Raw genomic sequence first — 26,383 nt, forward strand, 5'->3', positions numbered from 1 at the left:
TTATTCCCTCACTCCAATGTATTCTTTAAGAATTTTTAGTTTTCCTGTTTTTGTAATTTCAATTAATTCATCAATTACCTGTGCAGCATGCTCTGGCATGTAGTCTCTTCCACCAAGTCCGTATATTCTGTTAATTAAAACAGGTTTTTCTTTAAAATTACACAAACTTGCAGCTATATCAAGGTAAAGGGGACCAAATGAACCTCCAAAGGCATCTGCTCTGTCAAGAACGCAAACTGCTTTCAGATGTTTAAGGGCATTTCCAATCTCTTCATAAGGAAAAGGTCTAAAAAGTCTTGGTTTAAGTAATCCGATTTTAACTCCTTTATCTCTATATTCATCTATCACATCTTTTGTTGTTCCAGCTGCAGAGTTTAAAATTACAATTCCTATCTCAGCATCTTCAAGTCTGTAGGATTCAAAAAGTCCATAGCTTCTTCCTGATATTTTTTCAAATTCTTTTGCAACTTCTAAGACAACCTCTGGTACTTTTTTGTAAACCTCTGCATGAGCTTTTCTTACCTCATGATACAGATCAGTGAGAATCAACGGACCATAGCTTTTTGGATTGTCAACATCTAAAAGTGGATAAAGAGGCTTATATTGTCCAACAAAATTTTTTACAACTTCATCATCAAGATATTCAATTCTTTCTATTGAATGACTTATTATAAAACCATCATAACAGACCATTACAGGAAGCCTTATATCCATATGCTCAGCAATTCTAAATGCCTGAATTGTATTGTCATAGGCTTCCTGAGCATTTTCACTCCAAAGCTGAATCCATCCGCTGTCTCTTGCACCCATTGCATCAGAATGATCACAATGAATGTTTATTGGTGCAGAAAGAGCTCTATTTACAACAGGCATAATAATTGGAAGTCTTAATCCAGAAGCAATAAATAAAATCTCCCACATTAAAGCAAGACCCTGTGAAGATGTAGCTGTTACTACTCTTCCACCTGCTGCAGCAGCACCAACACAGGCACTCAAAGCAGAATGTTCACTTTCAACAAGAATCATCTCAGTCTTTACCTGTCCATTTGATACAAATGCTGCAAATCTCTGCATAAGCTCTGTTTGGGGAGTTATTGGATAGGCTGCACATACATCAGGTTCTACCTGACGAAAGGCATTTGCAACTGCTTCATTTCCTGTTACTGCCACAACCTTCGTCATTATTTTACCTCCTCTTCCATCACAATTGCTTTGTTACCTTTTTTCCCCGGACATTCCCGAGCGCATATACCACAGCCTTTGCAGTAGTCATAGTCAAAATCCATTCTTTTTCCGTCTTTAACTTTAACTGCATTGTCTGGGCAGTAAAGCCAACAAAGTAAACATTGAATACAATTTTCTTCTATCCAGCGGGGTTTAAATGCTCTCCACGACCCTGTTTTAAACTTAAGAGCACTTCCTGGCTCAAGTATTACCATTCCTGGTGGTATGCTTTTCCATCCCATCATCCTTCTTTCACCTCCTCGTAACCTCTCTTTACAGCAAGAAGGTTACCATCGATTATTTTCTGTGAAAATTTTTTCCCAAAACTTTTCTTCACATCTTCAAGAAGTGTTTCTAAATCTACCAAGCCTGTGACTCTGTTTAGAGCGCCAACCATTGGAGAGTTTGGCATTGGCCTTCCAAAACATTCAATGGCAATTTTTGTAGCATCTACTGTGTAAAGCTTTTGAGTTGGTTTAAGGTTAAGTTTTTTTCTCAATTCAGCAGGGTCCTTAGAAGTATTAATTATAAATTTAGCATCATCTTTTGCTCCCTCAGTAATATCAATGCTTTCTATTAATGTGGGATCAACAATTACAACCACATCTGGATGTGTAACAGGACAATGCATTCTTAACTCTTTTGAGCTTATTCTATTGTATGCCCGTAAAGGAGCTCCTGCTCTTTCCGGCCCATACTCTGGAAATGCCTGAACATATCTACCTCCACTAAGACATGCATCTGCAAAAACTTTTGCTGCAGTAACAGTCCCCTGCCCTCCTCTTCCATGCCATCTTATCTCCATCTTTTCCATAAAACACCTCTCAAAAAAGAGTTTTTAAATATTATAACAAAAAATCACTTTTTACTGTATTTTATTATTTGATTTTGTGAGATATTTATAGGAAAGATAAATTATCATTAAAATAACAGCAATGACAACTAAAAAGCCAATAATGTATTCTATATACAACATACCTTTTTGCACACTTTCTAAAAATTTTCCTCCAAGATATCCTGCAGTAACCATAATTGAAAGTACAACTGCAGAACCGACAGAATCAATGATAAGAAATTTTGCCATAGAAACCTTTGTAATTCCTGAAAGTAAAAAAACCTGAGCTCTGAAACCAACAAGAAGTCTACCAAGCAACATTATAAGAGTGCTATGTCGTCGAAACTTTTTTTCAATTAAAAAAAATTTGGAAGGTGACAGAATTTTTTCAAATCTCCTATTTGTTACTATCTTTCTTCCAAACTTTCTTCCAGCTAAGTAAAGCATAAAATCAGAAAAAATAAGACCTGTGTAAGAAATCAAGACTGCAGGAACAGGTTTGATGATTCCCATTGAAATCATTACCCCACAGGCAATTAGAATTAAATCTTCAGGAAAGAAAGGAACTCCTAATCCGCCGAGAATTAAGAGAAAAAATAAACCTGGATAAGAAAATTGCTCTATAATTGAATAGGAATCCATCATGTTATAAAGAGCGGAGAGGCAGGGATTTGAACCCTGGGTGGAGCTTTTGGCCCCACAACCGCTTAGCAGGCGGCTGCCTTCGACCTGACTCGGCCACCTCTCCAACTCTTTAATAATAACACTGTTTATCTCAATCTTGCAAGATAGCCATTCTTAAGCTGATCTAAGAGCCTGTTTAATCTTTCAAAGTTTCTCTTGGCTTCATCAAGAAGTTTCTTTACTTTTTCATGGTCTCCTGCATTATGGGCTAAAACTATGTCTTTAGCAAGACTGTGACAGGCTCTGTGAACATCCTCAAGCTCCATAAAACCTGGCAGGTCCCTAAATCTCTGGGCTTCTTCACTATAATACCACTTACCCACTGCACAGGAGCGATAATCTGCAAGACGGTCTGGATCAAGTCTGTCAATACCTTTTATATGAGCATGAACTCTTATCATGAGGCGTTCATGATCTCCTTTAAATATGTCGAAAAGCATCTCCTGTGTTGTCTTTGTTTTTACTCGAGATGCTGTATGTCTTAAATCAGATGAGACATGCAAAATTTCATAGGAATCCTTAACTATTGTCTCTGCGAGTCGCTCTATTTGTGAGGCTATCTTTGCAGACTCTTCAATATTTCTGGTTACTTCCTCACTTGCTGCAGACTGCTCCTCCACTGCAGTAGCAATCTGAGTTATCTGATCTTTAAGCTTTGTAACAGCAGATACAATCTCTCCCAGAGCATTTCCTATGCTTTTAACTGATTCTGTGACTTCAGTAACCTCTGTAAGCTCTTTTTTCATTGATTGAGCAGTATCTGAAGTTTCTCTTTGAATCATATTGATTTTCTGAGCAATTTCATCAGTAGCTCTTATTGTTCTTTCTGCAAGCTTACGAACTTCGTCAGCAACAACGGCAAATCCGCGACCCTGTTCACCTGCCCTGGCTGCCTCTATTGCTGCATTGAGGGCAAGAAGATTTGTCTGATCAGCAATATCTTTGATAACTGTTACAATTTCTCCTATTTCAGAGGCAGAACTGTTAAGTTTTTCCACCATAGCGCCAAGTTCGTTCGTTGTCTGATAAACAACCTCTACCTTTTTCACAGCATCATGAGCTATACTCTGTCCTTTTTTGGCAATTTCCATTGTTTCCGTTGCTGTTTCAGAAGCTTTTGATGCATTGTTTGCTATATCAGTTATTGTCTGCGTCATCTCTTCAGCTGCTGTTGCAATTTGGCTTGCCTGCTGGGACTGCTTTTTTGCACCCTCTATGGTCTCATCAATTACTCTGTTACATCGGTCTACATTTTCAGCAAGCTTTTGTGAGTACTCAAAAGATTTGTCAGTAAGATTTATAAAGGTTTGTAAAACCTTGTCAATACTTGTTGCGAGCCTTCCTACAATATCAACCCTGTCTTTAAAACCAACATCCACAGTTAAATCTCCATCAGCTATTTTTTGTAATGTTTGAGCAAGAAGATTAACAGGTCTGTGAGTAACTAAGTAAGTTACATAAACTATTGCTGAAGCTGAAATAATACCCAAAAAACCAAGCACAGCAAAAATAATTTGAAGAGTTCTTACTTCATTCATTATTTCCTTAGGAACTTCTTTAGCACCAAAATGAATTGCCGTATCATAGGCAATTCTGTAAGCACCATAGCCAGTCACAATAACCGTTGCAATAACTCCAAAAGCAATAGCAAAACCCAGAGGAATAACCATTTTCCAGCGTAATTTTACCTTTCTGTCAAGCTCACTTAAAAATTTTTTCATCCCCCCACCCCCAAATTATACTTTAAATCTAAAAGTTATTATGTCTCCATCTTTTACTTCATATTCCTTTCCTTCAAGTCTTAAGAGTCCTTTTTGTCTGGCTAAATTTAAATCTCCGTTAACACAGACAAAATCATTGTAAGATATTACCTCTGCCCGAATAAATCCTCTTTGAATATCAGAATGAATTTTCCCTGCTGCATCAACAGCCTTAGTTCCTTTTTTAATACTCCAGGCTCTTACTTCCTGCGGACCTGCTGTAAAAAAAGATATGTAATCAAGAATTTCATAGGCTTTTCTCACTATTTTTTTACTTACAGGCTCATCTATTCCCATAGCATCAAGAAAATTTGAGATTTCATCCTGAGGTAGTTGAATGATTTCACTTTCCAGAGAACCACATATTGTTAAAAAATCTGCATCTTTAAATCTTCTTTCATTAAAAGACTTCTCATCTGCGTTTATAACAGCGAAAGCAGGCTTTAAAGTTAAAAAATTTAAATGTCTTATCTGTTTAAGCTCTTCATCTGTAATTTTTATTGTTCTTAAAGACTGTCCATTCTCCAGGTGATTTTTTAAAATCTCCAGAATCTCCATTTCAGCCTCGTTTATCTTCTGTCCTTTCTTTTTATTTTCGACCATTCTTTCAATTCTTTTAATTACAAGATCTAAATCAAGCATAATCAATTCATATTCAAGTTCGGTTAAATCCCTTAAAGGATCAATTTTATCAAATTGATAGGGTACTGAAAGATTGTCAAACCCACGCAAAATATATATTAATGCATCAGCATCCATTAGCTGTTTTATAACTTTTGAATTATGCGTTGGATTGTCCTTTATTAATCCTGCTACATCAATGCATTCGACCTGAGCAAAGGTTGTCTTCTTAGGATTTACAATTTCGCTTACTTTCCTTAATCTCGGATCATCAACATGGAGAACTCCTCTGTGAAAAATATCAGCAGGTGTTGGATATGAAGAAGTTTCAATCTTTTGTGTGGTAAGTGCATTAAAAATCGTGGTCTTACCTGAATTAAAAAAACCTGTTAAAGCAATCTTCATATTCTTCCTTCCATAAAGTTTTTGATAACTACCATGGCTTGATAAAGTCTCTGAAGCTTCATATTTCTTTTTCTTATTTGCAGAGGCTCATTAAAAGGGAAAGGCTCTGCTCTTATCTGCCGCTCTTTTTTAATTATCACATCATGAAGCTCCTTTAAATCTTTTTCTGAAAATTTTTTCAAAAACAGAGGATTTACTGTGATAAATCCTTCTGCAATATCAGAAGCAATAGCTGAAAGTGATTTACTTCTGCCCTCCATTGTTTTTACCTTTTTTATTCAGTAGTATTGAAACCCAAATTCCAAGTTCATAAAGTATAATCATGGGAACTGCCATAAGTGTCTGATTGAAAGCATCAGGAGTTGGTGTTATTATCGCCGCAACCACAAAAGCAAGAACTATTGCAAGACGTCGGTATTTTTTCAGTGTTTGAGGAGTTATCAATCCCATTCTTGTTGTAATTACAATCAAAATTGGTAATTCAAAAACCAATCCAAAGGCAAGAAGAAACTTCAACAAAAAATCTACATAAAGTCCCACAGAAAGCATGGGCATTAAAAAATCTCCAACTTTGTAATTAAGTAAAAATCCCATTGCAAAGGGAAGAACAATCAGATAACAGAAAGCAACACCAGTTAAAAAAAGACCTGTTGCACTTAAAACAAAGGGCATGACATATTTTTTTTCATGGGAATAAAGCCCTGGAGAGACAAATCTCCAGAGTTGATAGAAAATTATTGGAATCGTGAGAACAAATCCTGATACAAGAGCAATCTTCATATTCATCCAAAAAGCTTCAGCAGGACCTAAAAATACAAGCTTTGTATTATGAAGCTTTTGATCAGGAACAAAAACCAATCCTTCTTTTAATGAAATTTGGGGAGTAAACTGAAGAGGGAAAAGCAAAAGCTTAAAAATATACTCAGAATAGCTAAATGTAAATATAAAAGCTATAACCAAAGCTACAAGGCATATAATAATTCTCTTTCTGAGCTCTGAAAGATGTTCTATTAAAGACATCTTTTGCTCTTCCATTCATTATTACTCCTTTTTTTCAATCTCTTTTCTGGCAATGTTTTCAATGTGTTTGTCTATTCTTAAATCAGAAATAGAAGGCAAATCTTTAAAAACTTCTTCTTTTAACTGAAGTGGGTCTTTTATGTCCTTTTTGGCTTCTTCAACAGTCTCTTTAACTTCCTGAAGCTCTTTTTCCATCTCGGATTTTGCACCCTGAAAAGCCTTTCTTATTTCATTAATTGTTTTACCAAGAGTATATCCAAGCTCAGGGAGTCTTTTTGGACCAAATACAAGCAAAGCAACGATAAATATTACAATGAGTTCCTGAAATCCTAAATCAAACATAAAATTATTATAACACTATTCAACATATTCTACAATTCTTTTTATTTTATTTTTTTCTCCAGGTAGCACAACACTTATGCCAAACATAAATCTAATATCAGGAGTTCTGTTTTTTATATCAAAACCTGTGCTCACAGTTGTGTAGGAAAAATCTGTTACTTTTACTCTGTAGCCAAGCCTCCATTCTATAAAGTCTATTTTATTTTTATCAATGGCTTTTCTTCCTATAATTTCAAAAAGAATGCTTGAGTTATAACTTACCTTAAGCTCTGAACCAAAATTCATGTTCCATGTCTCTTTTAATCCCTGTTTTTCTGGACGAAAATAAATTATATTTCCATGAGCCTTCACAGGTCCTACCTTCTTTGTAACAATAAAGCCTCCACCAATTCCACCTTCTGTTGAAAACTCCTCATTTCCAAAATCACCTGAAACATAAAGCATATATGCAAAAGCTGGCAAATATGTTGTCTCATCAATTATTCTATGTTTAAAACCAAGATTAATATCCTCTGGACCATTGCCATTCAAAGAATTATGGTATGAAAGGTTATAGGGAAGATTAGCAATAATTTCAACATTATTGGTTAATCCATAGGATATGTTTAAATTTATTCTTTTTATATCAGGATCATTTGTAAGTTCAAAACCTAAATCAATGGCTACCTGATTCTGTTTTGGGGAGTCTGCAGAAAAAGTAGAGATTACTGAAAAGGGAGCAGTGGGTGAAAATCCTTTTCTGTCAAAGGCATAGGCACAGGGAGTTAACAGCAAAATAAAAATTGACAAAATGACCAATCGTTTCATTTAAAGAAAGAATATCAAAAAAAGCAAAATCTGTCAAATTAATTATTAATTCTGTTAAAATTTTTTATGGATATTCATCAACTAAGAATTTTTATTTCCGTATTCAAAAATAAAAGTTTTTCAAAAGCTGCCAGAGAACTTTTCCTCACACAGCCAACAATAAGTGAACATATAAAAACCCTTGAGGAAGAATTAAATTGCGTGTTGTTCGACAGATTCGGCAAACTCATTATCCCAACAAAAGAAGCAGAAATACTTTATGAACATGCATGTGCAGTGGTGGAAAAGTTAGAAAATTTAAAAGAGGTTTTGCAAAAAATAAAATCCGCACCCTCAGGCAATCTCCATATTGCAGCAAGCAGTATTCCTGGAACTTATATTTTACCCAGGTTAATATCATCTTTTAGAAAAATTTATCCTGAAATTTCAATTCAAATTGATATTTCAGATTCAAAAACTGTTATAGAAAGCTTACTTTCAGGAAAGGTTACATTAGGAATTGTAGGAACAAAACTCCATAAATCAAAAATTGATTATCTTCCCTTCATGAATGACGAACTTGTAATTGTCAGTCGTCAGTTTATTGAAGAATCCTTTATTGAGCCCCATGAGATTCTGAAATATCCATTTATAATGAGAGAAGAAGGCTCTGGAACAAGAAAAGAAATGGAAAGATGGCTTAATGAAATGGGAATTGATATTGAAAAGCTCAATGTAGCATGTACTCTGAGTAGTACAGATGCTGTAAAAGAGGCAATTAAAAATGGCATAGGCATCTCAATCCTTTCAATCCATTCAATTAAGGATGAAACAGAATATGGAACACTTAAAATTGTAAGAATAAAGAATTATACAATGAGTAGAACATTTTACATAGCTACCCATGCAAAAAGAACTCTATCTTACATATACAGGCTTTTTTACGAATTTTTGCAGGAAAAAGCCTTCAGTTTATAATACTGTCAAGTCCTTCAGGTGAAAAACCTATTATGCGTTTTCCATTAAAGGAAATAAAAGAAGGCGTACCATTTATATTAATTTTATTCATAAGAGCAATTGACTCTTCTATCTTTTTAACTCCCTGAGAGCATTGCTGTCCTGTCCATTTTGAATTAAGATAATCATTGAACTGCATTCCTGAACAGACTGCTCGGACAGCCTTGTCTTTTGCCTGAGGATGAAGTCTTTCAAGAGGGAAAAATATAACTTTCACTTCCACTTTTCTTGAATCTGCCCATTGCTTAATTGAGTTTTTTGCTCTTTCACAAAAGGGGCAATCTGGATCAGTAATCATGTAAACATATTTATTCGCACCTTCTGGTTTGTAGGAAAAAGCGACAATTTTTTCAATTTCTGACTGAAAATTTTTAAAACTCTTTTCCTGAATTCTTTCTAAGGTTGCTTTACTTAAAAATACACCATCTTTGTAAATATCTCCAAATATAAAAGTTTTACCATCAGGATATGCATAAAAAATATTTAATCCACCACCTCTTTGAATTACAATCTGGCAGAGATTTGTTCCTTTAATCTCATTTTTTTCAATAATTCTGTCAAAATCAATCTTTAATGCGTCCTTTAAATTTTTTTCTTTAATGTTTGAACAAGGATTAGTGGATAGATTACAAGATGAAAGTGTAAAAATTAAAAACAAAAACATTAAAAAAAATCCTGCTTTTCTCATCTCATCTCCTTTGTTATTTTAATTAGTTTAAAAACAAATGTTTCAAAAAAATCAAGACAGATTTGTTAAAATTGATAGATGGACATCATCAAAAAAGTCAAACAGACAATTGAAAAATATAACATGCTTTCAATAGGAGATCATGTTCTTGTTGGTCTTTCAGGAGGTCCTGATTCTGTTTGCCTTCTTTATATTTTAAACATGCTTAAACCTGAATACAGACTAAAAATCTCAGCAGCCTACATAGATCATGGATTAAGGCCTGAGGATGTTCCAGAAGAAATTGAATTTTGTAAGCATTTGTGCGAATCCCTCAATATCCCCTTTTATACTCAATCAATAGATGTCAAAAACTTTGCAAAAAATGAAAAAATGAATATCCAGGAAGCAGCAAGAATCTTGAGATATGCAGCATTAGAACAAATAAGCCTCAACATTAAGGCACACAAAATTGCAGTAGCACACAATGCTGATGATCAGGCTGAAACTGTTATAATGAGACTTCTCAGAGGAGCAGGGCCTGCTGGACTGAGCGGAATTCCACCTGTAAGAAAAAAAATAATAAGGCCTCTTATAGAAATTGAAAGAAGTGAGATTGAAAAATTTCTCTCTGAAAGAAACATTTCCTATATTACTGATGCTTCAAATGAAAGCTTAAAATACTTAAGAAATAAAATAAGAAAAACTTTAATGCCTGTCATAAAATCAATCTCTCCGCAGGCGACAAAAATCATTTCAAGAACAGCTGATATTTTAAGAGAAGAAAACGATTACATAAATATAGCAGTAACAAAGGCTTTAATGCGGCTTATGAGCAGAAAAACAGATAAAACAGTTGAACTTTTCTGTAATCCCATGGAAGTGCTTAATATAGTTATATTAAGAAGAGCTTTAAGAGTTGCCATTGATAGCGTGAGAGATTTAAAAGGATTGAGTTTTGATCACATAGAAGAAATAATAAAACTTATAAAAACTGGCAAACCAGGAGACAGAATTTATCTTCCAAAAGGAATTAGAGCTATAAAGGGATATTCAACTTTAACAATCACTGCAGAGGCTCCAAAAAAACTGTCTACCTATGAAATAGCTGAACCCGAGGATGTGTATCTTAAAGAAACCAATGTTGTTGTTAGTTTAAAAGAAATAAAAAAAGAGGAAGTTAAAGATTTTGGCGATGGAAAACATACAATTTATGCTGATATGGACAAAGTTAAATTTCCATTAATTGTCCGAGCAAGAAAAGCAGGAGATTACTTCTATCCTTTTGGTTTTGGTAAAAGGAAAAAACTTCAGGATTTCTTTGTTGATGAAAAGATTCCAAGAGATGAAAGAGATGCTGTTCCAATAATTGAAAGCAATGGAGCAATTGTTTGCATTGCAGGCTACAGACTTGACGACAGATTTAAAATTGATGATAATACAAAAAGATGCTTACAGATAAAAATCTTACCAAAGTTGTAACTAAAATTTTCATCATTATAGTTGCTGTTATTTCATTTTCAACTGATTGTGTTCATTGTGAAGAAAATTTCTCAACATCAATAAAAAATAAATTTGATACAATCTATCAAAAATTTTCAAATTCTCTTATTCCTCTTCAGGAAGCAGTGGCTGTTGCAATAGATAAGAACTATGCCATACTTCCTGCTACAATTGTTGAAAAAGTAAAAAATCCTGTAGTGGCTGTAGATTCAAAATTAAATATAGCAGTAATAAAACTCGATAGAGATTTCAATCCAGTAAATTTTGCTCTGCCTTCAACAAAAGATGAAATATTTTTTCTCGTAACGGTTTTTGAAGAACCGTCTTTACTAATTGTAAAAGGAATCGTAAAAGACAATAAAATTCAGATTCAGGGCAAACAAATTCCAGGCTCTCTTGTTGTTTCTCTTGATTTAGTGCCTCTTGGAGTTGTAACTGAAAGTGGCAATGTTTCAGAAGTTTTGTTAATTAAACCAGTTTATTCAGAGATCAACAAATTAATAAAAAGAACACCTGGCTGGTTAGGGCTTCAAGGACAGACAGTTACTGCTGAGCTTGGGAAAATACTGCTTACTTCTCAGGGAGTTGTAATTACAAATATTTATGAAGGCGGTCCCTCTGACAGAGCAGGATTAAAAAGAGGAGATGTAATTGTTGAAGCAGATAATTTCAAAATCAAAGAATTAAAGGATTTGCAAAATATTATGTCAACAAAATTTGCCGGAGATATTATAAATTTAAAAATTTTAAGAGATGGAATTCAAAAATTTTTTTCCATAATTCTTGAAGAACCTCCAGAGGCATTGCTTCAAACAAAATCATCTTATACATCCCGGATAAAAGGTGTTGAAATTACAGAAATTCCTGAAAAAATAAAGGCAAATTTAAAAAAATCTATAAAGGGTGTATATGTTAAAAAATTGAGTGAAGACAGCCCTGCCTTAGGAATACTGAAAGAGGAAGATATAATTATGGAAATAAATAAAAAACCTGTAAATAATATTGAAGATTTCAATGAGATTATTTCAAAGTTAGCTGGATCTGACCTTCTTATTCTTGTTTACAGACAGGACAGTTTTCAATATGTAATAATACCTGCGCAAAAATCTCATTAGAAAGAAGCATTCCCTTGAGTGTAAGTTTCACTCTGTTGCCTGAAATGGTAAGCAGTTTTTCCTTTTCAAAATCCTTCAAAAACTCAAGCAAACATTTTTTTTTGATAGTAATGCCTTTTGTCATTCTCAGCCCGAGAAAAATCTTTTCTTTTAATTCTTCCACCTTATCAACAGAATAATCAAATACCCATCCTGCTTTACCATCAATAAAAAAACTGGCATAAATAAATAAATCCGGAGGATTGTGAAACCTTTTTTTATCAAAAAATGAATGAGCTGAAGGACCAAGCCCAAGATATGGTTTTCTTAACCAGTATGAAATATTGTGTTTGCATTCAAATCCTCTTCGGGCAAAGTTTGATATTTCATATTTTTTAAAGCCATTTTCTTTGAGAAAATCTGAAGCAAATTCATACATAAACGCAACATCATCCTGTAAAGGAAGTGAAAATTTTCCAGCATTAAGCTCTTTTCCAAGTAAAGTATTTTCTTCTATCGATAGTTCATATACTGAAATGTGTTTAACAGGAAGACTCACTGCTTGCTTAAGAGTTTCCTGCCAACTTTTTAGTGTCTGTCCAGGAATACCATAGATTAAATCAATTGAAATGTTTTCAAAGCCTTCCTTGTAAACAACTTCCACTGTTCGAGCTGCTTCATCTGAATTATGAATCCTTCCTAAAAATAAAAGCTCTTTATCATTAAATGACTGAACTCCTATGCTTAATCTATTAACTCCACAGGCTTTCATTAAACCAAGTTTTTCCTTATCAATTGTTTTAGGATTTATCTCCACTGAAAACTCCACATCTCGGGCTGTTTTAAAATTTTTTGTCAAATCTGAAAGAAGACTGTTTAAGCTATCAATGCTCAAACAGGAAGGTGTTCCTCCGCCTATGTATATTGTTTTAAGAAAATGGGGAAAATCTTTTGTAATTTCCATTTCTTTCAAAATTGCCTTAATATAGAGCTTTTCTAAATCTTCATTATGGCGCAATGAATAGAAACTGCAGTATTTACATTTTTTAATGCAAAAAGGAACATGCACATAAAGAGATGAAAAAAATGCAGCCATAGTTTATAATAACTTAGATGAAACTCATTGAAAAAATCCTAATGCCTCATCTTGACTGGATTCAAATTGAAGTTTCAGGACTTTGTAATGCTTCATGTTTTTACTGTCCCCATACAACACACAGAAAATCATGGAAAGGCAGAAATTTAACTATAGATGAATTTTTAAAAATTGTGCCTTATCTTAAAAAAGTCAAACTTCTTTATCTTCAAGGATGGGGTGAACCTTTTTGTAATCCCAATTTCTTTAAATTTGTAGAGATTGCAAAAAAATCAGGATGCATGATTGGAACAACAACAAACGGAATGTTAATTGAAAACTCCCACATAGACAAAATAATTGAGCTTGAGATGGATATAATAGCCTTTTCTCTCACAGGGATAGAAAAAAACGACATATTACGTGCAGGAACAAAAATTGACAAAGTCTTTAAAGTAATTGAACAATTAAATGAAAGAAAAAGAAAAAATAGAATCTCAAAGCCAAAAATTCACATTGCCTACATGCTTCTAAGGTCAAATCTTGATGAATTGGAACAAATTCCTGAGATTTTCAGTAAAATAGGAATTGATCATGTTGTAGTTAGCCTTCTTGATTTCATTCCTGATTCTTCTCTTAAAAATGAATCCCTTATTCCTGAAACAGAGGAAGAATTCAATACTTTAAAAAACAAAGCAGTCAATGTTATAAAAGAAGGTAAAAAACTTAATTTATCAATATCTTTTAATATTCCACATCCATTTAAAAAGGGAGAAAGCTGTTCTGAAAACCCATTGAAAGCAATTTTTATAAACTCTCTTGGATATGTTTCTGCCTGTGTTTTCACAGGAATTCCTGCAGAAGGATTTAATAATCTTTATTTTGGTAATATAACTGAAAAAACTCTACCATCTATTTTGAAAAACTCAAAGGATTTCAGGAAAAAATTTATTTCGAATAATTCCACTTTGCCATGCAATAATTGTCCAAAACACAGGATATTAGAATTATAAATTGAGGGGAGGACTTAATAACCTCCCCTCAGTCAAAATTATTTCTTCACTTCTTCTTTAGTTTTCTGAGTGAGATATCTTATGAAGGATGAAGTTGTTGAACCACTTCTTCCAACAAGTGTTCTTAACACAGAGCCCCAGAATGCGACAGACTCGGATATACGAGGATTTTCAGCAAGCTTGTAAACCTTTGGTGAATCCTTAAGTGCATACACAACTCCTAATCCTCCAAGATCTGTCTCTCCATAGAGTTTGAATCCCTTTGACTTTGCTTCTTTAATCAATGCATCTCTGTCTCCAAATTTTATTGCTCCTGTTGGGCAGGTTCTTGCACATGCAGGTGTAAGTCCAGCACGAACTCTATCAATACACATGTGACACTTTGCAATTTTGCCTTTTCCACCTTGATCATATCTTGGAATATCAAAAGGACAGGCTGAACGACAGGCATGACAGGCTATGCATTTGTTTTTGTCATAGTAAACAATGCCTGTTTCTTTGTCTTTCTGAAGTGCACCCACAGGACATATCTGAACACAGGCAGGCTCACCACAATGCATACACCGCTGGCTTACAAAGAGCCAGCGAACTGTCTTTGAATCAGTATGCTCAATAAAACGAATTCTATTGAAATTATTTTCATCAAGATCAGGTGGGTTTTCATGGGTTCCTCTATTTTTTGTCTTTGTTGCAGGAAGTTGATTCCAGTCCTTACATGCAATCTGACAGGCTCTACATCCTATGCATATATCAGGTGTTATTAATAATGCTTTGCGTGCCATGTTCAACCTCCTATGCCTTTTCTATGTTTACCATGAATGCCTTTGTCTCAGGTATCATGGTATTTGCATCACCTACTGTTGGAGTAAGAAGATTTGCACTATCACCACCAGAACCATCTTTTGGAAATCTCCATCCATAATGCCATGGAATTCCTACAATATGAATAGTCTGACCCATCACCTTAAATGGTTGAAGTCTTGGAGTAACAATCGCGATTGCCCAGATTTTTCCTCTTGGAGATGAAACTATTACTTTGTCTCCACTTTTTATTCCTTTTTCTTTAGCAAGCACAGGATCTATTTCTGCAAATATCTGGGGTTCAAGTTCCATTAACCAGTCTTGATGTCTTGTCATTGCTCCAGTCTGCCAATGCTCTGTTACTCTATAGGTTGTTCCGACATAGGGATATCTTGAATCACAATAAACAAAAACATCAGCTTTTGTTCCAAATATTTTTATCGTAGGATTGATTCTTGTCTTTTTATAAAGAGGATTCTCCATAAATGGACACTCTAAAGGCTCATAATGTGTCGGGAATGGTCCATCTGCAAGTCCTGCCCCAAATATTGTTCCAACTCCTGATGGCTTCATTATGAATGGAAGTTTTCCTCCTTCCATTGCAAGTGGTGGTGCCGGTCCATCAGGAACATCGCCTATCCATTTCTTGTTAACAGGATCCCATTTTATAACTGCTCTCTTTGGATCCCATGGATTACCCTGTGGATCAACACTTGCACGATTGTAAAGTATTCTTCTGTTTACAGGCCAGCACCATGCCCAATTTGGATAAAGCCCCAGTCCTGTTGGATCTTCTTTCCCTCTTCTTGCCATCATGTTGCCAGCATCTGTGTAACTACCCGAGTATAGCCAGTTACCACAAGCAGTCCTACCATCAGCAAGCAAATATACAAATGACGGAACTTGCTGACCTTTTTTATATGATTTTTTGTCTATTGGATGCTCTGGCACATCTTCTGTAAAGTATCCATTTATTGCCTTTGCAACTTTATGAATATCAATATGTTTTACTTTGCCGCTTTTGTCTTTTTCTCCATAATCCCATGTAAGATAAATTATTGGATCAGGGAAGGCTCCTTTTTCTTTTTCGTAAAGTTTCTTTACTCTCCAGTAAAGTTCATTTATTATCTCCTCATCTGGTTTGCATTTACCAATTGGTTTTACTGCTTGATACAGCCACTGAGCAAGTCTACTTGAATTGGTTCTGCTTCCTTCTTTTTCAAGGGATGATGCTGCAGGTAGTAAAAATACTTCTGTTTTAATTTTCTTTGGATCCATTCCAGGACCGCGCCAGAATGATGAAGTCTCAGTATCCCATAGATTTACACATACAAGCCATTCAAGCTTTCCAAGAGCCTCTCTTACTTTTCCTGCATTTGCAGATCCGCATGCAGGATTCTGCCCCCATGCAAAGAATCCTTTAATGTTTCCCTTATACATTTCGTCAAATAGCACTAACCATGAGCAGTTTTGATTATCATCTCTCTTTGGCAGGTAGCTATAACAAAAATCATTGTCTTTAGTTGCTCTTTCTCCATAAAGCTCTTTAAGATAGCTGATAATATATTTTGGTCTGTTTGACCACCAATTAACACTCTTTGGCTCCTTTGTCTTTGGTGTGTATTTTTCAATGTATGTCTTTAAATCAACATCAGAGGCAACAGGTGTAGGATTATAACCAGGCAGTATATGGAAAAGAAGAGCATGGTCAGTAGAACCTTGAACATTGGGTTCACCTCTTTGTGCATTAATTCCTCCGCCAGCTACTCCTATATTTCCAAGAAGTAGCTGAACAATTGAAAAAGCTCTAATGTTTTGAGTGCCAATTGTATGTTGAGTCCATCCCATTGCATAAGAGGAAACACATGTTTTATCAGGCTTTCCTGTTGAACCAATAATTTTATAAGCTTCTTCAATTTTATCCTTTGGTGCTCCCGTAATATTTGATACTGTATCTATAGTGTATCTTGAGTATTGTTTTTTAAGTAGTTGAAATACACAATGAGGATCCTGAAGTGTTGGGTCTTTCTTTGGAATTCCATTTTCATCAAGCTGATATTTCCATGTTGATTTATCATAGGCTCTCTTTTTCTCATCATATCCTGAAAATACTCCATCAAGGTCTTCAGCAGTCTTAAAGTTAGGATCAACAAGGAATGATGCATCAGTGTAGTTTATTACATAATCCTTGAAGTAAAGATTGTTATCAATTATGTATTTTATTAATCCACCAATAAATACTATGTCTGTTCCTGGACGAATTGGAACATAAAGGTCTGCCTTTGAGGCTGTTCTCGTAAAACGAGGATCAACAACAATAAGCTTAGCTCCTCTTTGTTCCTTTGCCTTCATTATCCACTTCATTGACATTGGATGGCATTCAGCAGTGTTACCACCCATGTTAAGTATTACATCTGCATTTCTGAAATCAATCCAATGATTTGTCATTGCCCCTCTACCAAACGACTCTGCCAGAGCCGCTACAGTAGGGGAGTGTCATATACGCGCTTGATGTTCGATATAGACAAGCCCCCATGAACGCATTAATTTTTGAAGAAGATAGCATTCTTCATTTTCTAAGGCTGCTGAGCCAACATGAGCAATTGCATCAACTCTGTTTACTACCTGGCCCTTTGAATTTTTTGTAATGAAATACTTATCTCTTGTTTTTTTCACAAGCCGTGCTATTCTGTTTAAAGCCTCTTCCCAACTGATTTTTTTCCACTCTGTTGCTCCAGGTGCACGATACATTGGCTCGGTTATTCTATTAGGATTATTCACAAGTTGATAAAGTGCTGCACCTTTTGGACAAAGAGAACCTTCATTTTGAGGATTATCAGGATCACCTGCTATGCTCTGAACCTTACCTTCTTTTACATAAGCAATTACTCCGCAGCCAAAACCACAGTAAGGACAAATGTGGGTTATCTCCTTTGCGCCCTTTGTTCTTAGCTCTGCTGCATAGGCTTTTGCAGGCTCAAGATTAAGCCCCAGTGAGCTAAGAAGCAGGGCACCTGTGGAGATTTTCAGAAAACTTCGTCTGGTAAGTTCCATATAACCTCCTCCTTAATTTTTTTAATAATAAAGAGAGAAGCCTTGAGTTTTCATACCTCAAGTGCTTCTCCTGTCCACCGATTAAACTTATCAGGGGGCTGTATGGAAAAGTTAATCGGTTCATCTAATTACTCTATTAACAATCTATATGCCAAATAAAATTTCTAAATAATTCAGAGACTTTTAAATAAAAAGGGTGCAACTATAGTTGCTAAAAAGATGATTTATAAAAAATTTTTTCAGGGGGTTATTTTTTATGCAATTTATTCAATCTTTTATTCAATGCCTGCCTTGTTATACCAAGCATTGAAGCTGCAATTCCCTGATTTCCTTTGGCTCTTCTTAATGCTTCATTGATAAGTAGTTCTTCCATCTCCTTTAATGTGGGAAGTTTATCGGGAAATCTCATTTGTATATAAAATTTTACTATCTCATTTTTAAGCTCTTTATCAATGGAATTGCTTATGTCTATCATCTCTTTGAAGACTTCCAATGATAAAATAGAGGATTTACACCGAGCAACTGCATCATAGACTATCATTTTAAGCTCTCTTATATTGCCTGGAAAAGAGTAATTTGTTAAAAGAATTATTAATTCTTCTGGATATTTAGGTGGTTTCTTTCCCAGTTCCTTTGCAGATTCTTCAATAAAATGGTCAAGCAAAACAGGTATGTCATCCTTTCTCTCTCTTAAAGGTGGAAGATGAACATGATGTGCTTTGAGTCTGTAAAATAGATCCTTTCGGAAGGCTCCTTTGTTAACCATATCATGTATATCCTGATTTGTTGCAACTATAATTCTTGCATCAGTGCTTTTTGCAATATCGGAACCAAGAGGATAATAAACTCTTTCCTGAATAACTCTTAAAAGCTTGAGTTGAGAGGCTTCAGACAAATCTCCAATCTCATCAAGAAAAAGAGTTCCACCTCTTGCCCTTGAAATCATTCCTTCTCTGTTGGATATTGCTCCTGTGAATGCTCCTTTCCTATGACCGAACAAAGTATCAGAAAACATTGTATCATCAAGCCCTGCAACATTTACTGCCACAAACTCACCTTTCCTGCCACTTATTTTATGAATTGCCCTTGCTACAAGTTCCTTTCCTGTACCTGTTTCACCTGTTATTAAAACAGGTTGCTCTGTTTTGGATATTACTTCTATGTATTTAAAAATACCTCTCATTTTCTGATTTACAGTAATAATTTCTGAAAAAGCCTCTTCATATTCAAGTTTATCTTCTATTAATCGGTGTTTTAATCCTAAAATTTCCTCTTTCAGACGATTCATTTCCAGTGCTTTTTTTATTGATGAAATCAGCTTATTTTTTTCAACAGGCTTTACCAGATAATCTGAAGCACCTATTTTTATGCACTCAACAGCTGTTTCTATGTCTTTTATTGCTGTTAATATAATTACAGGAATTTCTGGATATTCCAGTGATAAGTATTTTAAAAGTTCAAAACCTGAGATATGGGGCATTGAAAGGTCAAGGAGTAAAATAGAGAATGATCTTTCTTTTAGAACAACAGGAAGTTCCCGTGGATCCTCAATCAAAACAACATCATTAATTCCCGACTGTTTCAGAATTAACGAATAGGTATATAAAGACTCCCTTTCATCATCTATTATTGCAACAGAATAATTAAAATTTTCCATCTCTGTCATAACAAGGCAGATAAATAATTATTTGCGTACCTTTGCTTTCTTCTGATTTGATGGTGATTTCTCCGCCAAGCTCTTCTATAATAGACTTTGAAAGATAAAGTCCAAGCCCAGAGCCACCTGATGCATATTTTGTTGAAAAAAATGGTTCAAAAATATAAGGCATTATATCCTTAGAAATTCCAATACCTTCATCTCTGATTTCAATATATATCTTGTCTCCTTTTATCCCTGTGGATAGGAAAATTCCTCTTCCTCTATCTGGCAATGCCTGTAAGGCATTCATTAACAGATTTATTATAACCTGCTCAAGCTTTTGCGTATTGCCTCTTATTTTTGGCAATTCTTCGTGGAGATTAAGATTAAAATTTTCAGTATGCATAAAAATATGATGATTGAGTATTGTTACTACTCTCTTTATCACTTCATTTACATCAATAATTGAATATTCAGATTTTAAACCTTCTTTAATGTATTTTCTGAAGTCATCAATTGTATCTGAAATTCTTGTTATACCTTCCATAATTGACAGCATAAGTCTTGGAACAATTTTATCAACTTCCTTAGAAGAAATTCCTCCCAATAAAAATTCACCATTTTCGCTCTCATATTCTTTAATAAGCTTAAAAACATCATGCCAAGTATGCAATGTAATTCTGAGATTATTAACCATAAAATTACATATGTTGTTTATTTCGTGTGATATGCTTGAGGTAACCAGATCAATTGATTTTAGTTTATCCTTCAGTATCAATTGAGCATTTCTTCTTTTCTTTGCTTCCTTTTTCTTTATCTTTGCCGTTATGTCATTAAATTTAAAAAACACAACCCTCTGGTCCTCCCACATCACTGGATATAAACTGAAAAGCAAAACTCCTTTACTGCCATCATGTTTTCTATAACTTATAACCCTTTGCTCTTCTATTCTATGGCAATCATGAATTAATTTAATAAAATTTCTATACTCCTGTTCTTCAAAAAATTCCGATAAATCTGAATGTTCACCTAAAAAATCTCTTGCAGACTGATTCAGGTAGATTATATCTATTCTTTCAGGATCAAAGAGAACTAACGGCTCTGAATAGGAATCTATAAATTTAAAAAAAACTTCTCTTAATTGGATTTCTCTATGAAATATCTTCATTCTATTTTGATTTTTCCTTTACCTTTGATTACTTCACCGATTAAATAAGCTCTGTATCCTTTTTTATTTAAAATATTCAATGCCTTTTTCACATCTTTACTGTCAATGATAAAAACATAGCCTATTCCCATATTGAAAACTTTAAACATCTCTGATTCTTTAACTTTTCCTGCTGTCTGAATAAGCTGAAATACTGGATGAATATGCCATTGATTTTTATATATCACAGCAGTTTTATTTTCAGGAAAAATTCTTGGCAGATTTCCAGGAATTCCACCACCTGTTATATGTGCCATGCCTTTAACTTTAACCCTTCCCTTAAGAGCAAAATAGGCTTTAACATAAATTTTTGTTGGCTTCAGTAATTCATCAGCAAGACTGCAACCCAGCTCTGCAACATATTGATCAATTTTCATTTTTGCTCTATCAAAAAGAACTTTTCTTACAAGAGAAAAGCCATTGCTGTGAAGTCCTGAAGAAGCAACACCTATTATTGAATCTCCCTCTTTTATTTCTGTTCCATCAATAATTTCACCTTTATTCACTACTCCAACAGCAAAACCTGAGAGATCATATTCATTTTTTTTATAAAATCCTGGCATCTCAGCTGTCTCTCCTCCTATGAGAGCACAACCTGCCTGTCTGCATCCTTCAACAATGCCTTTTATGACCTGAGTTGCTCTTTCAGCATTAAGCTTACCTACAGCAAAATAATCAAGAAAAAATAAAGGCTCTGCACCTAATGTTAAAATATCATTCACACACATGGCAACAAGGTCTATTCCAACTGTATCATGTCTGTTTGCTTCAAAGGCAATTTTAAGCTTTGTCCCAACTCCATCTGTGCCACTGACAAGCACTGGTTGTCTGTATTTTTTCATGTCCAGCCTAAATAATCCTGCAAAAAGCCCTATATCAGTAAGAACCTCTTTCCGGAAAGTTGTCTTCACCAGAGGAGAAATCATTTTTATAAATTTGTCTGCTTCATTAATATCAACACCAGCCTGTTTATATGTAATGCTCATAAAACCTCCTTAATTTTCATACTTATATCAACAGCTCTGGCAGAATGAGTTAAGGCTCCAGCAGAAATAAAATCCACACCTGTTAAAGCAATGTCTCTTACATTTTCAAGATTAACACCACCTGAGGCTTCAAGTAAGACTCTGCCTTTTGCAATTGCTACAGCCTTTTTCATTGTTTCAATATCCATATTGTCAAGCATCACAATGTCTGCTCCTGCATCAATTGCTTCCTCAAGCTCTTCAATACTTTTTACTTCAATTTCAATTTTTTGATAAATACATGATTTTTTAGCTTTAAACACTGCCTCTCTTACAGAGCCTGCGATTTTAATGTGATTGTCCTTTATTAAAACTGCATCGTAAAGAGCAAAACGATGATTGTGTGCTCCTGCAATTCTTACAGCATATTTCTCCATAAATCTTAATCCAGGAGTTGTTTTTCTTGTGTCAAGAATTTTTACCGGAATGTCTTTGATTTTTTTAACAAATTCTCCTGTTAAAGTGGCAATCCCTGAAAGTCTCTGTAAAAGATTTAAGGCTGTTCTTTCTCCTGCAAGAAGCAATCTTGCATTGCCTTTAAGTGTGGCAATTGCATTGCCTTTTTCAATAAAATCACCATCTCTGTAGTATTCCTCAAAGCATAAGTTGTCAGGCTGAAGACCGAAGACTGAAGACAGTATACTGAAAAATCTTTTTACAAAAGGCATTCCTGCAAGAATCAAATTTTCTTTACATATTATCTGAGCAACAGCATTACACTGTTCAGGGACAATTACTTCTGAAGTTATATCACCTTTTCCAATATCCTCTAAGATGGCTATTCTGAAAACTTCATCAATCAGTGAAGTATACATTTATCTTTTTAAAAGAAGTCTTAAAAATCCATAAATTCCTCCTGCAACTGCTGTAATTGCAAGAGCGCTCTTCCAGTCAAAAAGCGTGGTAACATTTCCCTGAATGTTTTTACCTATTAAAATAACACTGGCTGAATTTTTAACCTCAACATTACTTCCTATAATTATACCTGCTGCTGATCTTTTCACTTCAGCTTCATCTCTACCAATAGCCACAGGACAGAGAGAAAAGTTAACATCAGTTTTCTCTCCCATTGAAACTCCACTTATGCACTGATTCATACTCAATTCATTAGCTCTTACAAATCCTATTGCTCCTTGCGTAATTTCCGCTTTTTCTGAATCAATACTTAATGCACAAACTTGCTGCATTTCTGCATTGCCTGCTTCAACAGCCCTTGCTGTACTTTGTTTTATAGTGAGAAACTCTGCTTCAACTATATCCATACTCTGTCCTTCAATTTCTATTTTTTCTTCCATCTTTTCCTCCTAATCTGATAATTCTTCAAGAACCTTGAGATTCTCTTTTATTTTATCACTTTTAACCAAAAGCTCCTCATATTTTTCTCTATCTTTCTCAACTACTTCTTTAGGTGCATTTTTTATAAAATCTTCATTCATCAATTTTTTGTTAAGAAATTTTATGTCTGCTTCAGTCTTCTGAAGTTCCTTTAAAAGCCTCTTTTTTTCCTCGTCTATGTTTATCATTTCTTTTACAGGAATATAAATTTCAAACTCTTTTTTTACTGAAACTGCTGAGCCTTTTTGCCTGACAATGTCCTTGCTGATTTTTAATGTTTTTGCTCTGGCAAGTTTTAAAATAAATTGATATCCCTCATTTAAAACCTGCTCAGCCTCTGCAGATATTGGCTTGATAAATACTTCCAGATTTACTGATGGAGATATATTCAATTCTCCACGAATGCTTCTTACTCCAGAGATTGCCTCTATTATGTAGTCCATTTTTTTAATGGCTTCTTCATCTGTGGTTACTGACTCAATAGATGGATAAGAAGAAATCATGATTGATTGTTCTTTCTTTAATACATTAAGCCATATGTATTCTGTTACATAAGGCATAAAGGGGTGCAAAAGTTTTAAAACACTTTCAAAAACATAAAATAAACAATTAACAGTTTCTTCCTTGTTTTCAGATTCAGAGTACAATACAACCTTGCTTAGCTCTATGTACCAGTCACAGAATTCATGCCACAGGAATTGATAAACTGAGTTTGCTGCATCATTAAATCTATATGCATGTAAAGCTTGATTCGTTTTTTCTATGGTTTCTGAAAGTTTTGACAGAATCCATCTGTTTTTGAGACTTAGCTCTTGCAGTGTAACTTTTTCCTTTGTTCTTAGATGAGCAAAGCTCATTATAAACTTCATGGCATTCCATATTTTGTTTATAAAATGCCTGTATCCTTCTACTCTATCCTCTGAAAATTTTATATCTCTGCCCTGTGCTGCAAAGGCTGCAAGGGTGAATCTAAATGCATCTGCTCCATATTTTTCAATCATCACAAGAGGGTCTATTACATTACCCTTTGATTTGCTCATCTTTTGTCCCTTTGAATCCCTAACAAGGGCATGAATGTAAACATCTCTAAATGGAACATCCTTCATGAACTTAATTCCCATCATTATCATTCTTGCAACCCAGAAAAATATTATGTCAAAACCAGTAACAAGAACACTTGTAGGATAAAATCTTTTTAAATCTTCTGTTTCCTCAGGCCATCCAAGTGTAGAAAAAGGCCATAGTGCTGACGAAAACCATGTATCTAAGACATCAGGATCCTGTATCAATTCTTCACTGCCACATTTTGGACAAACCCGGGGTTCGGTTCTGCTTGCAAAATGAGAAATTTCCTTTGGAATTTTGATCATCTTTGCTGTCTGTTCAATGTCTTCTTTAGTAATGCCAAGTCTTCTTAATTCATTGTAGGTACCGCTCCATATTTGTCTTCCATTAAAGATAAAGGGTTTATAGAATAAAATTTCTATCAGATCGCCATGTTCAACGCCTTTTTCTGTTTTGCATTTTGCACAATACCATACAGGAATTCTATGCCCCCACCAAAGCTGCCTTGAAATGCACCAATCCTTTATATCACGCATCCAGGCATAGTAGTTGTTAACCCATCCTTCAGGAATAAATCTTATTTTATCCTCCTCTACAACCCTTACTGCTTCCTCAGCTAAAGGTTTTATTTTCACATACCACTGAACTGTTTGAAATGGTTCAATAACTGTTTTACATCTGTAGCAATGTCCAACAGCATGTTTGTGCTTTTCTATTTTTTCAAGAAGTCCAAGTTGTGCAAGGTCTTCAATTATTCGCTTTCTCGCCTCATATCTATCAAGTCCCTTATACTTACCAGCTTCCTCTGTCATTTTTCCTTCTTCATCAATTACACATAAGTAGGGAAGATTGTGTCTCTGAGCAATCTCAGCATCATTGAAATCATGGGATGGAGTAACTTTTACAGCACCTGTTCCAAACTCCATATCAACAGCACTGTCTGCAATTAAAGGAATCTCCCTGTTCATAAGAGGAAGAATGAGAATTTTACCAATCAAATTTTTATATCTTTTGTCTTCAGGATTAACAGCAACAGCTGTATCACCAAGCATGGTCTCTGGACGAGTTGTTGCAACTGTAATGGATTGCTCAGGATCATCTTTTAAAGGATACTTTATATAGTAAAGCTTTCCTTCAATTTCTTCATGTTCTACTTCAAGGTCAGAAAGAGCCGTATGACATCTTGGACACCAGTTTATGAGTCTTAAGTCTCTGTATATCAAGCCTTCTTCAAAAAGTCTTAAGAAAACTTCTTTAACAGCTCTTGAAAGTCCTTCATCCATTGTAAAGCGAAGACGGGACCAGTCACAGGATGCACCTATTCTTTTAAGTTGGTCTATAATTCTTCCACCGCAGGATTCCTTCCAATTCCATACTCTCTGAAGAAAAGCGGTTCTACCAAGTTGATACCTATCCAGTCCCTCCTTTAAAAGTTCTCTTTCCACAACATTTTGAGTGGCAATTCCAGCATGGTCTGTGCCTGGAACCCATAAAGCAGCATATCCGAGCATTCTTTTCCACCGGATTAATATATCCTGAAGCGTGGCGTTTAAAGCATGTCCCATATGAAGACTGCCTGTTACATTTGGAGGCGGAATTACAATGCAGTAAGGCGTTTTCTTGGGATCAGGATCGGGTTTAAAAAAACCATTTTCTTCCCAAAATTCATAAAGCTTTATTTCAACTTCTTGAGGCTGATAGGTTTCACTAATGAGTTCTTTGTTAAGCATGCTGCTACAGAACCTCCAGAATTTTCTTGAAAATATTTTGCATTTCTCTTTTAACTTCCCTGCTTATATAAGGTCTGAGCTTATTAATTAATTCATCTTCTTTTTCCCCAACAAAACACTGTTGTTTTATGCCCAGTAGAGATTGTATTTTTTGCTTAAATTCTTCTAAAGTAAATGGTTTAACAATGAAATCAACTCCCAGGTTTCTTAATTGCTCAAAATTTATGGAAGAGTAAAAATTCAGAACTGCCAGAACAGGTAATAAAAGAGAGTATTTTTCTCTGATTTTTTGAAGAAAGTTTATTAAATCTGACTCTTTTACATCAACACCTAAAACTATTAACTGAGGACTGAGCTCTTCAATGCTCTGCAAAGCTTTATCAGTCTCTGAAAAGGTTATAATTGAAAAATTATTCTCCTTTAAACTGCCTAAATAATCCGACAAAAAGGGTAATTTTTCCAATAAAAAAATTTTATACAT

At 34.7% G+C, this 26,383-nt stretch carries 25 protein-coding genes and 1 tRNA gene; 4 read left to right on the forward strand and 22 right to left on the reverse strand.

The genetic code is table 11. The features are described from left to right. The 11 genes from porA to ACP5O9_RS00830 all read right to left on the reverse strand — a co-directional run bounded on the left by porA (window position 1) and on the right by ACP5O9_RS00830 (window position 7,698). Entirely contained in the window at window positions 1-1,182 is a 1,182-nt protein-coding gene (porA, locus tag ACP5O9_RS00780) for a pyruvate ferredoxin oxidoreductase (RefSeq protein ID WP_353686894.1), read from the reverse strand. Further along, window positions 1,182-1,469, reverse strand: coding sequence for a 4Fe-4S binding protein (locus ACP5O9_RS00785; protein WP_353686893.1), 288 nt, complete (start codon window positions 1,467-1,469; stop codon window positions 1,182-1,184). Before ACP5O9_RS00785 ends, porA begins: the two co-directional genes overlap by 1 nt. Continuing rightward, on the reverse strand, window positions 1,466-2,038 hold the full coding sequence (locus ACP5O9_RS00790; RefSeq protein WP_353686892.1) for a 2-oxoacid:acceptor oxidoreductase family protein: 573 nt from the start codon (window positions 2,036-2,038) through the stop codon (window positions 1,466-1,468). The genes ACP5O9_RS00785 and ACP5O9_RS00790 overlap by 4 nt, the downstream gene beginning before the upstream one ends. Before the next feature lie 51 nt (window positions 2,039-2,089). Continuing rightward, window positions 2,090-2,704, reverse strand: a complete 615-nt coding sequence (locus ACP5O9_RS00795) for a DedA family protein (protein WP_353686891.1) — start codon at window positions 2,702-2,704, stop codon at window positions 2,090-2,092. 11 nt (window positions 2,705-2,715) lie between these two features. Beyond that, window positions 2,716-2,807, reverse strand: a tRNA-Ser gene (locus ACP5O9_RS00800). A 22-nt stretch (window positions 2,808-2,829) separates the two neighbouring features. Beyond that, the gene (locus ACP5O9_RS00805) at window positions 2,830-4,464 is read right to left on the reverse strand and encodes a methyl-accepting chemotaxis protein (protein WP_428723253.1); all 1,635 of its coding nucleotides are present in this window, start codon (window positions 4,462-4,464) and stop codon (window positions 2,830-2,832) included. A gap of 15 nt (window positions 4,465-4,479) precedes the next feature. After that, window positions 4,480-5,529 (reverse strand): redox-regulated ATPase YchF, encoded by a 1,050-nt coding sequence (gene ychF, locus ACP5O9_RS00810; RefSeq protein WP_353686889.1) that lies wholly within the window; start codon window positions 5,527-5,529, stop codon window positions 4,480-4,482. Next, window positions 5,526-5,789 carry a hypothetical protein gene (locus ACP5O9_RS00815; RefSeq protein ID WP_353686888.1) on the reverse strand — a complete coding sequence of 88 codons (264 nt, stop codon included), beginning with the start codon at window positions 5,787-5,789 and terminating at the stop codon, window positions 5,526-5,528. Before ACP5O9_RS00815 ends, ychF begins: the two co-directional genes overlap by 4 nt. Continuing rightward, window positions 5,773-6,564, reverse strand: a complete 792-nt coding sequence (gene tatC / locus ACP5O9_RS00820) for a twin-arginine translocase subunit TatC (RefSeq protein WP_353686887.1) — start codon at window positions 6,562-6,564, stop codon at window positions 5,773-5,775. The genes ACP5O9_RS00815 and tatC overlap by 17 nt, the downstream gene beginning before the upstream one ends. Before the next feature lie 6 nt (window positions 6,565-6,570). After that, window positions 6,571-6,891, reverse strand: a complete 321-nt coding sequence (tatB, locus tag ACP5O9_RS00825; RefSeq protein WP_353686886.1) for a Sec-independent protein translocase protein TatB — start codon at window positions 6,889-6,891, stop codon at window positions 6,571-6,573. Between the two features lie 15 nt (window positions 6,892-6,906). Further along, the gene (locus ACP5O9_RS00830) at window positions 6,907-7,698 is read right to left on the reverse strand and encodes a hypothetical protein (RefSeq protein WP_428723254.1); all 792 of its coding nucleotides are present in this window, start codon (window positions 7,696-7,698) and stop codon (window positions 6,907-6,909) included. A 66-nt stretch (window positions 7,699-7,764) separates the two neighbouring features. Between ACP5O9_RS00830 and ACP5O9_RS00835 the strand changes: the two genes are divergently transcribed. Then, a complete protein-coding gene (locus tag ACP5O9_RS00835) occupies window positions 7,765-8,655 on the forward strand; it encodes a selenium metabolism-associated LysR family transcriptional regulator (protein ID WP_428723255.1) in 891 nt (296 codons plus the stop codon). Here the strand turns inward: ACP5O9_RS00835 and ACP5O9_RS00840 are convergent. Next, window positions 8,645-9,382: a thioredoxin fold domain-containing protein gene (locus tag ACP5O9_RS00840; RefSeq protein WP_424904701.1), complete on the reverse strand. Its 738-nt coding sequence runs from the start codon at window positions 9,380-9,382 to the stop codon at window positions 8,645-8,647. The genes ACP5O9_RS00835 and ACP5O9_RS00840 overlap by 11 nt on opposite strands. Window positions 9,383-9,460: 78 nt before the next feature. Between ACP5O9_RS00840 and tilS the strand changes: the two genes are divergently transcribed. After that, the gene (gene tilS / locus ACP5O9_RS00845; protein WP_353686882.1) at window positions 9,461-10,843 is read left to right on the forward strand and encodes a tRNA lysidine(34) synthetase TilS; all 1,383 of its coding nucleotides are present in this window, start codon (window positions 9,461-9,463) and stop codon (window positions 10,841-10,843) included. Next, window positions 10,810-11,979, forward strand: a complete 1,170-nt coding sequence (locus ACP5O9_RS00850; protein ID WP_353686881.1) for a PDZ domain-containing protein — start codon at window positions 10,810-10,812, stop codon at window positions 11,977-11,979. Before tilS ends, ACP5O9_RS00850 begins: the two co-directional genes overlap by 34 nt. On the opposite strand, the gene hemW is transcribed toward ACP5O9_RS00850, so the two are convergent. Further along, window positions 11,915-13,054, reverse strand: a complete 1,140-nt coding sequence (gene hemW / locus ACP5O9_RS00855) for a radical SAM family heme chaperone HemW (RefSeq protein ID WP_428723256.1) — start codon at window positions 13,052-13,054, stop codon at window positions 11,915-11,917. The two genes, ACP5O9_RS00850 and hemW, sit on opposite strands and share 65 nt — an antisense overlap. Before the next feature lie 17 nt (window positions 13,055-13,071). Here hemW and ACP5O9_RS00860 point away from each other — a divergent pair, with 17 nt between their 5' ends. Next, window positions 13,072-14,046, forward strand: coding sequence for a radical SAM/SPASM domain-containing protein (locus ACP5O9_RS00860; RefSeq protein WP_424904699.1), 975 nt, complete (start codon window positions 13,072-13,074; stop codon window positions 14,044-14,046). A gap of 38 nt (window positions 14,047-14,084) precedes the next feature. On the opposite strand, the gene ACP5O9_RS00865 is transcribed toward ACP5O9_RS00860, so the two are convergent. From ACP5O9_RS00865 to ACP5O9_RS00905, 9 genes are all read right to left on the reverse strand, one after another. After that, window positions 14,085-14,828: a 4Fe-4S dicluster domain-containing protein gene (locus ACP5O9_RS00865; protein ID WP_424904698.1), complete on the reverse strand. Its 744-nt coding sequence runs from the start codon at window positions 14,826-14,828 to the stop codon at window positions 14,085-14,087. Window positions 14,829-14,838: 10 nt separating this feature from the next. Beyond that, window positions 14,839-17,901, reverse strand: a complete 3,063-nt coding sequence (gene fdnG, locus ACP5O9_RS00870; protein WP_428723257.1) for a formate dehydrogenase-N subunit alpha — start codon at window positions 17,899-17,901, stop codon at window positions 14,839-14,841. A 247-nt stretch (window positions 17,902-18,148) separates the two neighbouring features. Then, window positions 18,149-19,558, reverse strand: coding sequence for a sigma-54-dependent transcriptional regulator (locus tag ACP5O9_RS00875; protein WP_428723258.1), 1,410 nt, complete (start codon window positions 19,556-19,558; stop codon window positions 18,149-18,151). Next, the gene (locus ACP5O9_RS00880) at window positions 19,545-20,708 is read right to left on the reverse strand and encodes a sensor histidine kinase (RefSeq protein WP_353686875.1); all 1,164 of its coding nucleotides are present in this window, start codon (window positions 20,706-20,708) and stop codon (window positions 19,545-19,547) included. The genes ACP5O9_RS00875 and ACP5O9_RS00880 overlap by 14 nt, the downstream gene beginning before the upstream one ends. Further along, entirely contained in the window at window positions 20,705-21,727 is a 1,023-nt protein-coding gene (gene purM, locus ACP5O9_RS00885; protein ID WP_428723295.1) for a phosphoribosylformylglycinamidine cyclo-ligase, read from the reverse strand. Before purM ends, ACP5O9_RS00880 begins: the two co-directional genes overlap by 4 nt. Before the next feature lie 2 nt (window positions 21,728-21,729). Further along, window positions 21,730-22,587: a carboxylating nicotinate-nucleotide diphosphorylase gene (gene nadC, locus ACP5O9_RS00890; protein WP_428723259.1), complete on the reverse strand. Its 858-nt coding sequence runs from the start codon at window positions 22,585-22,587 to the stop codon at window positions 21,730-21,732. Next, window positions 22,588-23,067: a hypothetical protein gene (locus ACP5O9_RS00895; protein WP_424904694.1), complete on the reverse strand. Its 480-nt coding sequence runs from the start codon at window positions 23,065-23,067 to the stop codon at window positions 22,588-22,590. 9 nt (window positions 23,068-23,076) lie between these two features. Further along, the gene (locus ACP5O9_RS00900; protein WP_428723260.1) at window positions 23,077-25,902 is read right to left on the reverse strand and encodes a valine--tRNA ligase; all 2,826 of its coding nucleotides are present in this window, start codon (window positions 25,900-25,902) and stop codon (window positions 23,077-23,079) included. 4 nt (window positions 25,903-25,906) lie between these two features. Next, complete coding sequence (locus tag ACP5O9_RS00905; protein WP_424904692.1) at window positions 25,907-26,383, reverse strand: response regulator; 477 nt, start codon at window positions 26,381-26,383, stop codon at window positions 25,907-25,909.

Source organism: Thermodesulfovibrio sp., assembly GCF_049969575.1.
In the GTDB taxonomy this organism is placed as follows: domain Bacteria; phylum Nitrospirota; class Thermodesulfovibrionia; order Thermodesulfovibrionales; family Thermodesulfovibrionaceae; genus Thermodesulfovibrio; species Thermodesulfovibrio obliviosus.